Genomic DNA, 13,590 nt, shown 5'->3' on the forward strand with positions numbered 1-13,590 from the left:
AACCCGGTCAGCGGGTACGGCGGGTGTGCAGGTAGTCGCTGACCACCGCGGCGCCGAGGCCGTCGAGGGTGGGAGCGACGACCCGGCCGCCGCCGCGCCGGGCGATCAGGTCGACGAAGCGGGCGAGGCTGGCGTCCTCGCCCAGTTTGAACACCGTGACCGAGGCGCCGAGGCGGGCAAGGGCGTCGACTTCGGCGACGGTCTTGACCAGGGTGCGGTGCGCTGGCGGGTACTGGAACTCGGCGTTGCCGTCGGGTTCCAGGTGGGCGGTGGGTTCGCCGTCGGTGACCACCAGGACCACCGGGGTGGCGTCGGGGTGCCGGCGCAGATGCCGGCCGGCCAGCAGCAGGGCGTGGTGCAGGTTGGTGCCCTGCTCCCAGACTCCTTCCAGGCCAACGAGTTCGGCCAGGTCGACGGTGCGCGCGTGCCGGCCGAAGGTGATCAGGGCCAGCGCGTCGGTGCGGAACCGGGTGGTGATCAACTGGTGCAGGGCGAGGGCGGTGCGCTTCATCGGCACCCAGCGTCCGTCCTGCACCATCGACCAGGAGGTGTCCACGCACAGGGCGACGGCCGCCCTTGACCGCTGCTCGGTCTCGACCACCTCGACGTCGATCACGTCGAGCGCGACCCGACCGTCCGCATCGGACCCGGCGGACGCGGTGCGCAGCACGGCATTGCGCACCGTGCGGGAGATGTCCCACGGTTCGGTGTCCCCGAACTCCCACGGCCGGCTGGCGCCGGTCGGTTCGCCGGCCGCCCCGGCATGCGCGGTGTCCCGGTCCCCCCGCCGGCCGCGCACCGAGCCGATCACGTCCTTGAGCGCGGTCTGGCCGAGCCGGCGCAATGCCTTGGGGGACAACCGAAGCGAGCCGTCCTCGGCCCGCTCCAGCAGCCCGGCGGCGCGCAGCTCGCGCTCCAGCTCGGCCAGCCGGCGCGCGTCCACGCCCGCCTCGTCGCCCAGATGCCGTTGCAGCGACTCGATGTCGACGTCCTCCAGCCGGGCACCCGGGTAGGACTGGCTCAGCTGCTCGGCCAGCGCGTCCAGCTCGGCCAGGTCCTGCATGGCCTGCGCGCCTTCGCCGAACCCCAACGGATTCTGGCCGCGGAACCGGGCCGAGCCGGTCCAGTCCTCCCCCGGCCGCAGCGCCCGCAGGTTCGCGTCCAGGGTAGCGACCTGCTCGAGCACCCGCGGGTCGCCGAACGCGCCGGCCATCAGCTCGGCCAGTTCGGCGCGCTGCTCGGCGGACATCGAGTTGAGCATCCGCTGGGCCGCCGCGGCCCTGGCGGCCAGCGCGTCGATCAGTTCCTCGACCGTGCGCGGGTTCTCCGGGAAGAACTCGCCGTGGTTGCGCATGAACTCCGCGAACTTCGCCCGGGTGTCCTCGCCGCGCAGGTGCGCAAGCAGCAGGTCGTTGAGGTCGGCCATCATCCGCCGGATCCGCTCGACGTCCTCCGGGCGGACCTCATGGAGCGCCTGCTTCATGCCCTGGAACCGGGACTCCATCAGCTCCGCGCCGAGCAGGTCGCGGATCTTCTCGTAGGACTCCCTGGCCTCCGGCGAGCGCCAGTCGTAGTCGGCGAGCTCACGAACGGCCGCGGCGGTGCCCGGCGATAGCGCGTCCAGCTGTGCCTCGCGGAACCGGGCATCGTCGTCCGGGTCGGGGAACAGCGCCGCCCGCTCGGCTCGCAGCGCCTCGTCCAGCAGCCGGCGCACCTCGGCCAGCGTGCCGTCCAGGTTGTTGCGGCGCTGGATTTCCGAGCGACGCTGCCAGAGTCTCCTGGTCAGCTCGTCCAGCCCGCGGACGTCCGCGGTTCCCCGGCGCAGCAGCTCGTCCAGCGCCGAGCGGGGCGAGCGGCCGTCCATGATGTCCCGCCCGATCGCCTCCAGCGCCGAGCGCAGATCCACCGGCGGGGCCAGCGGATCCGGCCCGTCATGCCATGGCCCGTATCGATACCGTCCAAACTCAACACTCATGGTTCGCTCGCAAGCTCGTTCACTCGCTCATGGTCCGTACACCGTCATCCCGTCGTCCGAGTCCTTTGCGAGTTTTCTTGCCAAGTAAAGGGATTCCAGAGCCAGCTCGATCGCCGCGGCGATCCGGCCGGGCGGGTCGGTCGGCGAGACGCCGGCGCGCGTGGCGACATCGTGCAGCACCGGCAGCTCCGGCAGCGCGCCGAGCACCTCCGCGCCGGGCACCCGCTCGCCGGTGGCCACCAGGTTGCCGTCCACCACGGAGTCCATGAGCGGCTTGAGATCCAGGCCGCGGAACCGCTCGCGGGCGGTCTCGGCGACGGCGCGACGCAGCAGATGCACCAGGTGCTCGGTCTCCCGGCCCTCCTCACCGGACTCGAACTCCACCTTGCCGCGCAGCACGGCCGGCACCGCATCCAGGTCGACCGGACGGGCCACCGGCGGTTCCTCACCGGTCAGCGCGGACCGGCGGAGTGCCGCCGCCGCAACGGTTTCCGCGGCGGCCACGGCGAACCGGGCGGACACGCCGGAGCGCTGGTCCACCGCGCCCGACTCGCGCAGGTTGCGCACGAACCGGGCCAGCACCTCCAGCAGCGGCTCGCCCACCTCGGCCTGCAGCCCGGCCTCCTGCCGGATCACGTCCATCTCGGCCGCCACGGTCAGCGGGTAGTGCGTGCGCACCTCGGCGCCGAACCGGTCCTTGAGCGGAGTGATGATCCGGCCCCGGTTGGTGTAGTCCTCCGGGTTGGAGGTGGCCACCAGCAGCACGTCCAGCGGGAGCCGCAAGGTGTACCCGCGCACCTGGATGTCCCGCTCCTCCATCACGTTGAGCAGCGCCACCTGGATCCGCTCGGCCAGGTCCGGCAGCTCGTTGATCGCGACGATGCCGCGGTGCGCGCGCGGCACCAGTCCGAAGTGGATGGTCTCCGGGTCGCCGAGGGTGCGCCCGGCGGCCACCTTGACCGGGTCCACATCGCCGATCAGGTCACCGACCGAGGTGTCCGGCGTGGCCAGCTTCTCGGCATACCGCTCGGACCGGTGCCGCCAGGCCACCGGCAGCTCGTCACCGAGCTCCGCCGCGCGGCGCAGCGACTCCGGCGTGATCGGGTCGAGCGGGTGCTCGCCGAGCTCGGCGCCGTCGATCACCGGTGTCCACTCGTCGAGCAGCCCGGTCAGCGTGCGCAGCAGCCGGGTCTTGCCCTGCCCGCGCTCGCCGAGCAGCACCACGTCGTGCCCGGCCAGCAGCGCCCGCTCCAGCTGGGGCAGCACCGAATGCCCGAAGCCGACGATGCCCGGCCACGGGTCGCGGCCCGCGCGCAGCGCGGCCAGCAGGTTCGCCCGGATCTCGGCCTTGACGCCGCGCGGGGTGTACCCGGCGGCGCGCAGCTCCCCCACCGTGCGTGGAAGGTCCCCAAGTTCTGTCACAACACCCAACCTACGGGTCATCCGCCGGCCGGTCGACGTGGAGTAACTCCGGGTCCTCGTCGTGCCCGCCGTGCCGGATCGCCGCCCGGTCGGCGGCGAACTTGATCGACTCGCCCACGTTGAGCAGGGCCAGCAGCCCGGCGAGCACCCCGAGGCTGGCCAGCGCCGGCAGGGCGGCCACCAGTGGTATCAGGGCGATCAGCACGCCGGCCAGCACCAGCCGCTGCACCTTCATGTGCCGGTAGCAGCGCCACGCGAACGCGACCTGGCCAAGCAGGAACAGCGCCGCCCCGCCGTAGAGGGCCCAGAGCGGCAGGCCGTAGAGCTTGTCGGCCAGCGTGTGGTGCTCCTCGTCGCCGACGTACTCGAGCACCTTCTTCAGTCCCAGCGCCACCAACACGATGCCGACCATCATCGGCATGTGCAGGTAGGTGTAGCCGGAGCGGGCCATGGCCACCCGGTGCTCGCCGCGCGCCCGGGACAGGGCCCGCTCGGACAGCAGCGCCGCGGTGTCGAAGTAGACCCACCACAGGCTGGCCGACACGGCCAGGCCCAGTGCCGCGGCCACCACGATCGGCCAGCTGATCGGCAGTTGGGCCACCCCGACGCCGATCGCCACGATCGACTCGCCGAGCGCCACGATGATGATCAGCCCGTGCCGCTCGGCGAAGTGCCTTGCCGAGTTGAGCCGCCACCCGCGCGCGCCGATCACCAGCGTGCCGCCGTAGTCGGCCAGCACCGCGGCCACCCACAGCAGGGTCTGGGTGGAGCCCGAGGTCATCCCGGCGGCCAGCAGCAGCGCGGTGCCGCCGATCATCGTGCCGGTGAACCGGAGCACTTGTCGGCGCAGTCCCGGATCGGTGCCGCTGACCATCAGGAACAGCAGCACGTGCACGCCGCGCAGCACCAGGTATCCCACGGCGAACACGGTCGGCCCGGACAACCCGCCGGGCATGTCCACGAACGCCTCCGGGATGGACAGCGCGATCACGAACATGGCCAGCATCGCGACGAACATCGCCAGCCGGGCCACGCCCTCGTCGGCCTTGACCACGTTGGACAGCCACGAGTACCCGACCCAGCACCACCAGACCACGGCGAGCACCAGCAGGCCGTGCAGCAGGCCCTGGCCGGTCAGGTTGTCCGCCAGGTAAGCGGTGACCTGGGTCAGGGCGAACACGAAGACGAGATCGAAGAACAGCTCCAGGGTCGTCGCGCTGCCGCTTTCCCGAACCGGCTCGACCCAGGCGCGCGCCTGGCGTGTCATGGGCATAGTGTCGCCTACATGGGCGATCGCATGGAGTTGCGGTGGAACCCTGAGCCGGGGGACTGGGTGGACGGGTTGCGCGCGGCCGTGCCGGCGTACCGGTTCGCGCCCTGGTTCGCCGCCGCCTTCGCCGCCGCGGCCGTGGTGCTGATCTTCCTCGGCCAGCTCTACGTCGGGCTGTTCGGCATGTTCTGCGCGCTGCTGGTCGCGACGCTGCCGCTGCTCGGGGTGTGGGTGTCGTTCCGGCGCAACCCGGTGGCCGGCACCACGTTGACCGCCAACGTCGACGAGCAGTCGGTGCGCCTGATGACCATCGACGGTACCGCGTACAGCGACCTCGACTGGGCAAAATTGTCCGGCTGGCTGGAGACCCGGCGCGGATTCGTGCTGCGCACCGGTCCGGAGCGGACCAGCCCGTTCTATCCGGTGCCCAACCGGGCGTTCACGGAAAACGAACAGCGCCAACGGTTCCGTGAGCTGCTCACCCGCCGGGTCGGCCCGCGGGACCGCAAGTGATCTCCCGTTGACGGAGTTCTCACCCGGATCGCGTATCGTCGGCCGCGTGTCATCTCCGAGCGCGACGTTCGTGGTGTGGTCGTCGGCCTGGTTGAGTGGGTTCGCCGCGGCCGACGACGTCCTGGACGCTTTGCAGGACTGGGCGGAACTGCACGAGGTGGTGGCCGCCGACGCGGACACCGCGACCACAGTGGACATCCCGGCCCGCGGGGAGCCCGCCGGGCATCCCGCCGCGCTGCTCGCCGCGCTGCGCCGGACCGGCGCCGGACCGGGCCGGCTGGTGCTGCCGGTGGCCGGTGACGTCCGCGGGCTCGGCCAGACCGTCCAGTTCGCCGCCGAGGCCCTGCACACCGGCGAGGCGGCCGTGCACGGCACGCTCGGCCTGGTGCCGGAGACGGTGGCCGACGGAGTGCTGCGCTGGACCGTGTTCGGCCTCGGCGCGGCGCCGCCGGGGAACCCGGTCGCGCTCGGTGAGGCCGAGCACGAGCTGACCGGTGCCATGCGGGTGGCCGCGGGGCTGCTCACCGAGCTGGGCGTGGCCCGGCACCGGGCCGGGGTTCGGGAGGAGCTACGTGACCGGCTGGCCGCCCAGACCAAGGTGCGCTGGCCGGAGGGGATGCCGCAGCGCGCGCTGCGGGTGCTGCAGCGGGCCACCGAGGTGTCGGTGATCCTGGACCTGGCCGGCGAGGACGAGCCGGGCGGCGCCCTGTCCGCCTCCGCCGCCACCAAACGCGAGCAGGCCCTGCGCCCATTGTTCGACGCGGTCCGGATCGCCCGCTGCGCCGCCATCGACGAGGCCGTGCGCACCCTGTCCAACCAGTCCGGACGGGTTTGATTGCCCTTGCTCGCAAGCTCGTTCGAGCGGTGCTCGTAGAGTGCGCTGGTGCTGATCGAGAAGCGCCTGCAGGCGGGGATCCGGGACGGCTCGATCACCGTGATGTTCCGGCGCTGGCGGGCCCGGCAGGCGACGGCCGGAAAGACCTACCGGACGGCCGCCGGTCTGGTGGCCGTGGACGAGGTCCGGGTGCTGGCCCCGTCGAAGATCACCCGGCGGGACGCGCTGGCCGCCGGGTACGGCTCGGCCGACGAGGCGCGGGCGGACCTGCGGGGTGATCCGGCGGATCCGGTGTACCTGCTGCGGGTGCGGCCGGTGTTCACCCCGGACCCGCGGTCGGTCCTTGCCGACGACGACGACCTGGGGCCGGCCGACGTCGCGGAGATCACCCGGCGGCTCGACCGGCTGGACCGGGCCGGCCCGACCGGACCGTGGACCGCCGCCACTCTGGCGATCATCGCCGAGCGGCCCGAGGTCCGGGCGCCGGACCTGGCCGCGAGCCTCGGCCGGGAGACCGCGCCGTTCAAGCTGGACGTGCGCAAGCTGAAGAACCTGGGGCTGACGATCAGCCTGCGGGTCGGCTACCGGCTGTCGCCGCGGGGCGCGGCCTACCTGCGGGCACGCAGCAGCCAGGAGCGCACGGTGCCCCGTTGACCGTGCAGCCGGCCGCGGCGAAGGCGGACAGCTTGCGCGGCTCGGTTCCGTCCAGGTGCTCCCGGATCAGCTCCACCACCAGTTCGGCGAACCGCGGGTCGGTGCCCGGCGTCGCCGCCCTGGCGAACGCCATGCCCAGCTCGGCCGCGCGCTCCCTGGCCTCGGTGTCCAGGTCCCAGACCACCTCCAGGTGATCGCTGACGAACCCGATCGGGCACACCACCACCGCGCGCACGCCCCGCTCCCGCAGGGTGTCCAGGTGGTCCACGATGTCCGGCTCGAGCCAGGGGATCCGGGGTGGGCCGGACCGGGACTGCCACACCAGGTCGTACCCGGTCGCCCCGATCTCGGCGGCCACCAGCCGGGCCGCCTCGCTCACCTGCCGCGAGTACCGGCGGCCGCCCTCCTCCGGCGGGCCGGCGGCGGCATCGGCCGAGACCGGCACCGAGTGCGCGGTGAACACCAGCCGGAACTCGCCGGTGGCCAGCAGCGTCGCGGCCGCCGTGCGCACCGCGTCGGCCACCGCCGCGACGAACAGCGGATGATCGAAGAACTGGCGCAGCTTCACCAGGTCCGGGGCGCCGTCCCCGACCGCGGCCCGCGCCCGGGCGATGTCCTCGTCATACTGCCGGCAGGCCGAGTACCCGCCGTAGGCACTGGTGCTGAACACCAGCGCCCGGCGCACCCCGGCGTTCGCCATCTCGGCCACCACGTCCTCGACCATCGGATGCCAGTTCCGGTTGCCGAAGTAGACCGGTAACTCGATCCCGGCGATCTCCAGCTCCGCCCGGGTCGCCTCGATCGCCGCCCGGTTCAGCCGGTTGATCGGCGACACCCCGCCGAACGACTGGTAGTGGTGCTCGACCTCGTCCAACCGCTCCGGCGGCACCCCCCGCCCCCTGGTCACGTTCTCCAGAAACGGCCGCACATCCTCCGGCCGCTCCGGCCCCCCGAACGACAGCCACAGCAAGGCGTCGTAGTCCATGACCAAGCACCGTACCGGCCAGGAGATCACCCGAGCGTGGCCGCCGCGGTCAAGCGTCCACAGCGCCAACCGGTGCGATACTGACATCAGAACGAGAACGCTGGAGGTCGCCCGAGTGTCCACCGACGCCGTACAGCCCGAACACGGGCCTGTTGAGGATGACGTGCCGGTGGAGGAACTCGCGCGCCGTCAAGGGGTTCGGCCGATCAGGTCGCTCGATGAGCTCGCCCAACCAGAACTATGGGAAGCCGACGAGTTCGAGGAGTTCCTCGCTGACCTCTACACGTCACGGCGGTCCGACATCCCGTGAGCGTCGTGGTCCTCGATACCGACGTCGCGTCGGCGTTGCTGCGTGGCCGAGTGTCCGGCGCGCTCCACAACCGGCTGACCGGCCAATGGCTCGCCATCACCTTTGTCACCGTCGGTGAGCTGACCAAATGGACCTTCGTCAGACACTGGGGACCGCAGCGCCTGGCCGGAATGCGCCGCTTCCTGTCGAGCGTGGTCGTGCTGCCCTATGCCGTCGCCGTCGCCGTCACCTGGGGAAGGCTCCAGGCGCACGGACAACTGCGCGGCCGGCCACGTCCGGCGAACGACACCTGGATTGCTGCGTGCTGCCTGGTCCGGCAATTCCCGCTGGCCACCCTCAACGTCAAGGACTTCACCGACTACGCCGAATCCGACGGTCTGCAACTCCTGCCGCAGACCTGACTCTCGTCCCAGCCCGTTGGTCGAGGGCTACATGCCCAGGGCGTGGACTCCGCCGTCTACCCACACCATGGAGCCGGTGGTGGCGGGGAGCCAGTCGGACAGCAGGGCGCAGACGGAGCGGGCGACGGGGGTGGCGTCGGCGGTGTCCCAGCCGAGCGGGGCGCGGTCGGCCCAGGAGTCGCGGAGCATGTCGAAGCCGGGGATGGACTTGGCGGCCATGGTGCCGAGCGGACCGGCGGCAACCAGGTTGACCCGGATGCCCTTGGGGCCGAGCTCGCGGGCGAGGTAGCGGGTGGTGGACTCGAGGGCGGACTTGGCCACGCCCATCCAGTTGTAGGCGGGCCAGGCCATCCGGGCGTCGAAGTCCAGGCCGACGATGGAGCCGCCGGTGGACATGAGCGGCAGGCAGGCGACGGCGAGGGCCTTGAGCGAGTAGGCGGAGACCTGGACGGCGGTGGCCACGTCCTCCCACGGGGCGGCCAGGAAGTCCTCGCCGAGGCAGGACGGCGGGGCATAGGCGATCGAGTGCAGCACGCCGTCCAGGCCGTCCAGGTGCTCGCTCACCCGGTCGGCCAGGCCGTCGAGCTGCTCGGTGCTGGTCACGTCCAGCTCGATCACCGGCGGGGTGTGCGGCAGCCGGGCGGCGATCCGCTCGACCAGGCTCATCCGCCCGAACCCGGTCAGCACGACGGTGGCGCCCTGCTCCTGGGCCACCCGCGCCGCGTGGAACGCGATCGACGAGTCGGTGATCACACCGGTGATCAGCAGTCGCTTGCCCTCGAGCAGTCCCGCCACGGACGTTCCTCCCGGTTCTTCGAGTTCAGTGGCCCATGCCAAGGCCGCCGTCCACCGGGAGCACGGCCCCGCAGATGTACCCGGCGGCGGCGGAGGCGAGGAAGGTTACCGCGGCGGCCACCTCGTCCGGCTCGCCGTACCGGCCGGCCGGGATCTGGGCCTTGATCTGGTCCCGCCGCTCCGCGGACACCGCGTCGGACATGTCGGTGGCGACGAACCCGGGCGCCACCACGTTGGCGGTGATGTTCCGGTTGCCGAGCTCGCGGGTGATCGACCGGGCGATGCCGATCAGCCCGGCCTTGCTGGCCGCGTAGTTCACCTGCCCCGGCGAGCCGAGCATGCCGGAGACCGACGAGATGAAGATCATGCGGCCCCAGCGGGCCCGCAGCATGGGCCGGCTCGCCCGCCGGGCCACCCGGTAGGCGCCGGTGAGGTTGGCGTCCAGCACCCGGGTGAACTGCTCCTCGCTCATCCGCACGAGCAGCGTGTCGTCGGTGATCCCGGCGTTGGACACCAGCACCTCGACCGGCCCGTTGGCGTCCTCGACCGCGGCGAACGCCGACTCGACCTGCTCCGCGTCGGTCACGTCGCAGCGCACCCCGAACAGCCCGTCCGGGGCGCCCGAGCCGCGATGGGTGACCGCCACCTTGTCACCCTGGGCCGCGAACGCCCGCGCGATCGCCAACCCGATGCCGCGGTTACCACCAGTGACCAGTACCGACCGTCCCACGCCTGCTCCTCGACCCTCCGGGTTGCCCCTGGCGGCTCGAGGCTATCCGGATCACACCGGACCGGCCGAGTCAGGGCAGCCGCTGCCCGATCACGAGCGCGCTTCCGGCGGCCAGCAGCGCGGCCAGGGTGCCGAGCATCAACCACGGCCGGCTGGCATCGGCGTCCTTGATCTCGTACCCGATCTGCTCGCCGAGCGTGTCGTAGACCGACCGGAGCTGTTCGGCGGTGGCCGCCTTGTAGAACTCGCCGCCGGACAGCCGGGCGATCTCCTGCATCGACTCGTCGTCCACCGGAACGAGCTGCGACTTGCCGTCGATCGACACCTCACCCTGTTCGGTGCCGAACGAGATCGTGGAGATCGGGATCTTCTTCTCGGCCGCGGCCCGGGCGGCGGTGAACGCCCCCCTCGGGTCGTCGCCGTTGGGGGTGGGGATGGTCTGCTTGCCGTCGGTCATCAGCACGATGCGGGCCGGCGGCGGTCCCTGCGGCCCGCTGACCACCTGGGAGAACCCCTCGATCGACTGCAGCGCGGCGAAGATCGCCTCACCGGTCGCGGTGGACTGGGCCAGCCGCAGCCCGTCGATGGCCTGGGCCACCGGCGCCCGATCGGTGGTCGGGCCGACCAGGACCGTCGCGGTGCCGGCGAACGAGATCAGCCCGAGGTTGATGCCCTGGGTGAGCCCCTGGGTGAACGACTTCGCCGCCTCCTGCGCCGCGGCCAGCCGGCTCGGCCGGACGTCGGTCGCCTGCATGGACAGCGACACGTCGATCACCAGCAGCACGGTGGCCCGGTTGCGCGGCACCCGCTGCTCCGCGGTCGGCCCGGCCATCGCGGTGGTCAGCAGCACCAGCGCGCCGATCAGCACGATCGCCGGCAGGTGCCGCAGCCGGCTGGGCTTCTTCGGCACCACGGTCTCCAGCAGCGCCAGGTTGGTGAACCGCATGGTGCGCTTGCGCCGGATGCGCTGCACCACGATGTAGCCGGCGACCAACCCGGCGATCACGAAGAACAACAGGAACCACCACGGAGCGGCGAACCGCTGCAGGCTCAGACCAAACATCACGCAACCCCTCCAGACCACCTGCGCTTCCGGGCGACCACGAACCGCACCGTGTCCGCGATCCAGTCCGAGTCGGTGCGCAGCACGAGATGGCCGCCACCGGCCCGGCGGACGGCGGCGGCCACCTCGCCGCGATGCTCGGCGGCCGCGGCGCCGAACTCCTTACGTAGCAGGGCCGACGCATGCACCTCGCGCTGCCGGCCGGTCTCCGGGTCGGCCAGCACCACGGTGCCGACGTCGGGCAGATCGATGTCCCGGGGATCGAGCACCTCGATGGCGAGCAGGTCGTGCCGCGCGGACAGCGCGCGCAGCGGCCGCTGCCAGGTGGTCGGGCCGAGGAAATCCGAGATCACCACGGCCAGCCCGCGCCGGCGCGGCGGACGGCGCAGCTGCTCGACGGCCTCGGCCAGGTCGCCCCGGGTGCCTTCGGGCGCACGCGGCGTCTGCGCGATCGCGCGGACCAGCCCGCGGGCGTGCGCCAGCCCGCCGCGCGCCGGCAGCCGAACGGTGCGCTCGCCGGTGGCGATCACCGCGCCGATCCGGTTCCCGCCGCCGCCGGTCAGGTGCGCCACGGCGGCCACGGCGGCCACCGCGAGATCGCGCTTCTCGCAGGCCGCGGTGCCGAAGTCCAGGCTGGGCGACAGGTCGACCACCACCCAGGTCTCCAGCTCCCGGTCGGCGATGGTCTCCCGGATGTGCGCCTCGGTGGTGCGTGCGGTCACCGCCCAGTCCATCCGGCGCACGTCGTCGCCCGGCTGGTAGATGCGGGCCTCACCGGGCTCCGAGCCGGGCCCGGGCACCAGGCCGAGGTGGTTGCCCTGCAGCAGGCCGTCCAGCTTGCGCCGCACGTCCAGCTCGAGCAGCCGCAGCCCGGCCTCCATGCGCTCGCCCTGCAGGATCGGCGGCGCCCAGCGCGGGCGCTCCTTCTCCTTCTTCTCCCGGCTCATGGCCGGGACGCACCCACCGGCGACGAGTGGCCGCCGACCTGCGGCCGGGCCGAGACCTGCGGCAGCGGCACGGTCTGCAGCACCCGGGTGATGATGTGGTCGATCGGCACGCCGTCGGCCAGCGCGTCGTAGGAGAGCACCAGACGGTGCCGCAGCACGTCCGGCACCACGTCCACCATGTCCTGCGGGAGGACGTAGTCGCGGCCGCGGACCAGGGCCAGCGCCCGGGCCGAGGCCACGATGCCGAGGCTGGCGCGGGGGGAGGCGCCGTAGGCCACCCAGCCGGCGACGTCGGTCAGGCCGTGCTCGCCCGGCGTCCGGGTGGCCAGCACCAGCCGCACGGTGTAGTCGACCAGCGCGTGGTGCACGAAGACGGTGGACGCGACGCCCTGCAGCCGGACCAGCTCGTCCGGGCTGAGCACCTGCTGCGGCACCGGCGGGCTGACGCCCATCCGGTAGACGATCTCGCGCTCCTCCTCGGCCGTCGGGTAGTCCACGATGATCTTGAAAAGGAACCGGTCGCGCTGCGCCTCGGGCAGCGGGTACACGCCCTCGTTCTCGATCGGGTTCTGGGTGGCGAGCACCAGGAACGGGTCGGGCATCGGGAAGGTCTGCCCGCCGATCGACACGTGCCGCTCGGCCATCACCTCGAGCATGGCCGACTGCACCTTGGCCGGCGCGCGGTTGATCTCGTCGGCGAGCACGAAGTTGGCCACCACCGGGCCCAGCTCGACGTCGAAGCTCTCCTTGCCCTGCCGGTAGATCCGGGTGCCGAGGATGTCGGCGGGCACCAGGTCGGGGGTGAACTGCACCCGGGAGAACGTGCCGCCGACCACCTTGGCGAACGTCTCGACGGCGAGCGTCTTGGCCACCCCGGGCACGCCCTCGAGCAGCAGGTGGCCGCGGGAGAGCAGGCCGACCAGCATCCGCTCCACCAGGCGGTCCTGCCCGACGATCACCCGCTTGACCTCGAACACGGTCCGCTCGAGCAGCTGGGCGTCGCGCGCCGGGGTGCTGGTCGAGGCCGCGGCTGGCGCAGGCTCGGTCAACTTTGCCAACCTCCTGGGTACGGGGATGCGTCATCGCCGCGTATTAGGACACCTGATCAGCGGTGTGACGGCTGTGAAGACCCCGTCACACAAGATCGTTCGGAGTGTCCAGATCGGCCGCCTCACCCGGCCCGGCGGCGACCTCGACCACCGGCAGCGCGCCAAGCACCGAGCCGAGCGAGCGCCCGGCCGGCTCGGCCGGCAGCGCCCGGCGCAGCGGCCCGGTCCGCCACACGCCGATCAGCCACTGCCGCCGCCCGTCCTGGTCCACCAGCAGGGCCCCGGCGGCGTCCGGCGCGCGGCGCAGCGCCGCCCGCAGCCGATCCACAGTGGACAGACCGGCGGCGAGCAGGTCGGCGGCCAGCACGGCGACCTCGGTGGTGTCCGGCGGAACCTCGGCAAGGCCGGCGGCGAGCCCGGCAAGCGGGCCGGTCCCCGGCGGGTCCTCGCGGGCCCAGCGCACCGGCCCGGGCACCGGTCGTGCCGGCCCGACCACCACCACCGGCTCGGCCCCGGCCACCGCGTCCAGCGCCCTGCGCAGCAGGGTGCGGCCACCAACCTCGATCATCACCTTGTCCACACCGGACATTCGCGATGCCCGGCCCCCGGCCAGGATCACCGCCGCGAACGCCACCCGGGGA

General features: G+C 72.5%; 15 protein-coding genes. 5 read left to right on the plus strand and 10 right to left on the minus strand.

The genetic code is table 11. From position 1 onward, the window contains the following. Nucleotides 1-7: 7 nt before the first annotated feature. From VFV67_RS31615 to VFV67_RS31625, 3 genes are read right to left on the minus strand one after another with little or no spacing between them, the layout of a single operon-like run. Complete coding sequence (locus VFV67_RS31615) at nucleotides 8-1,975, minus strand: VWA domain-containing protein (protein ID WP_326474359.1); 1,968 nt, start codon at nucleotides 1,973-1,975, stop codon at nucleotides 8-10. 27 nt (nucleotides 1,976-2,002) lie between these two features. Then, entirely contained in the window at nucleotides 2,003-3,397 is a 1,395-nt protein-coding gene (locus VFV67_RS31620) for a sigma 54-interacting transcriptional regulator (RefSeq protein ID WP_326474360.1), read from the minus strand. 10 nt (nucleotides 3,398-3,407) lie between these two features. Then, on the minus strand, nucleotides 3,408-4,664 hold the full coding sequence (locus VFV67_RS31625) for a low temperature requirement protein A (protein ID WP_326474361.1): 1,257 nt from the start codon (nucleotides 4,662-4,664) through the stop codon (nucleotides 3,408-3,410). 18 nt (nucleotides 4,665-4,682) lie between these two features. Between VFV67_RS31625 and VFV67_RS31630 the strand changes: the two genes are divergently transcribed. The 3 genes from VFV67_RS31630 to VFV67_RS31640 are packed head-to-tail and all read left to right on the plus strand — an operon-like array spanning nucleotide 4,683 to nucleotide 6,669. Next, entirely contained in the window at nucleotides 4,683-5,180 is a 498-nt protein-coding gene (locus VFV67_RS31630) for a YcxB family protein (RefSeq protein WP_326474362.1), read from the plus strand. A 46-nt stretch (nucleotides 5,181-5,226) separates the two neighbouring features. Further along, the gene (locus tag VFV67_RS31635) at nucleotides 5,227-6,015 is read left to right on the plus strand and encodes a hypothetical protein (RefSeq protein WP_326474363.1); all 789 of its coding nucleotides are present in this window, start codon (nucleotides 5,227-5,229) and stop codon (nucleotides 6,013-6,015) included. A gap of 48 nt (nucleotides 6,016-6,063) precedes the next feature. After that, complete coding sequence (locus VFV67_RS31640) at nucleotides 6,064-6,669, plus strand: hypothetical protein (RefSeq protein WP_326474364.1); 606 nt, start codon at nucleotides 6,064-6,066, stop codon at nucleotides 6,667-6,669. On the opposite strand, the gene VFV67_RS31645 is transcribed toward VFV67_RS31640, so the two are convergent. Next, the gene (locus VFV67_RS31645; RefSeq protein ID WP_326474365.1) at nucleotides 6,581-7,654 is read right to left on the minus strand and encodes a ferrochelatase; all 1,074 of its coding nucleotides are present in this window, start codon (nucleotides 7,652-7,654) and stop codon (nucleotides 6,581-6,583) included. The two genes, VFV67_RS31640 and VFV67_RS31645, sit on opposite strands and share 89 nt — an antisense overlap. Nucleotides 7,655-7,769: 115 nt before the next feature. Here VFV67_RS31645 and VFV67_RS31650 point away from each other — a divergent pair, with 115 nt between their 5' ends. Continuing rightward, complete coding sequence (locus VFV67_RS31650) at nucleotides 7,770-7,964, plus strand: hypothetical protein (protein ID WP_326474366.1); 195 nt, start codon at nucleotides 7,770-7,772, stop codon at nucleotides 7,962-7,964. A gap of 5 nt (nucleotides 7,965-7,969) precedes the next feature. Next, complete coding sequence (locus tag VFV67_RS31655) at nucleotides 7,970-8,365, plus strand: type II toxin-antitoxin system VapC family toxin (RefSeq protein ID WP_326474367.1); 396 nt, start codon at nucleotides 7,970-7,972, stop codon at nucleotides 8,363-8,365. A 27-nt stretch (nucleotides 8,366-8,392) separates the two neighbouring features. Here VFV67_RS31655 and fabI read toward each other — a convergent pair whose 3' ends face one another. The 6 genes from fabI to mobA form a co-directional block, all read right to left on the minus strand. Beyond that, on the minus strand, nucleotides 8,393-9,160 hold the full coding sequence (gene fabI, locus VFV67_RS31660; protein WP_326474368.1) for an enoyl-ACP reductase FabI: 768 nt from the start codon (nucleotides 9,158-9,160) through the stop codon (nucleotides 8,393-8,395). A gap of 25 nt (nucleotides 9,161-9,185) precedes the next feature. Continuing rightward, nucleotides 9,186-9,890 carry a 3-oxoacyl-ACP reductase FabG gene (gene fabG / locus VFV67_RS31665; protein WP_326474369.1) on the minus strand — a complete coding sequence of 235 codons (705 nt, stop codon included), beginning with the start codon at nucleotides 9,888-9,890 and terminating at the stop codon, nucleotides 9,186-9,188. Nucleotides 9,891-9,960: 70 nt separating this feature from the next. Then, a complete protein-coding gene (locus VFV67_RS31670) occupies nucleotides 9,961-10,953 on the minus strand; it encodes a VWA domain-containing protein (protein ID WP_414636386.1) in 993 nt (330 codons plus the stop codon). Next, the gene (locus tag VFV67_RS31675) at nucleotides 10,953-11,900 is read right to left on the minus strand and encodes a DUF58 domain-containing protein (protein ID WP_326474370.1); all 948 of its coding nucleotides are present in this window, start codon (nucleotides 11,898-11,900) and stop codon (nucleotides 10,953-10,955) included. The genes VFV67_RS31670 and VFV67_RS31675 overlap by 1 nt, the downstream gene beginning before the upstream one ends. After that, nucleotides 11,897-12,949 carry a MoxR family ATPase gene (locus VFV67_RS31680; protein WP_326474371.1) on the minus strand — a complete coding sequence of 351 codons (1,053 nt, stop codon included), beginning with the start codon at nucleotides 12,947-12,949 and terminating at the stop codon, nucleotides 11,897-11,899. The genes VFV67_RS31675 and VFV67_RS31680 overlap by 4 nt, the downstream gene beginning before the upstream one ends. Nucleotides 12,950-13,034: 85 nt before the next feature. Then, a complete protein-coding gene (gene mobA, locus VFV67_RS31685) occupies nucleotides 13,035-13,583 on the minus strand; it encodes a molybdenum cofactor guanylyltransferase (protein WP_326474372.1) in 549 nt (182 codons plus the stop codon). Nucleotides 13,584-13,590: the final 7 nt, after the last annotated feature.

It is taken from the genome of Actinophytocola sp., assembly GCF_035762905.1.
In the GTDB taxonomy this organism is placed as follows: domain Bacteria; phylum Actinomycetota; class Actinomycetes; order Mycobacteriales; family Pseudonocardiaceae; genus DASYTH01.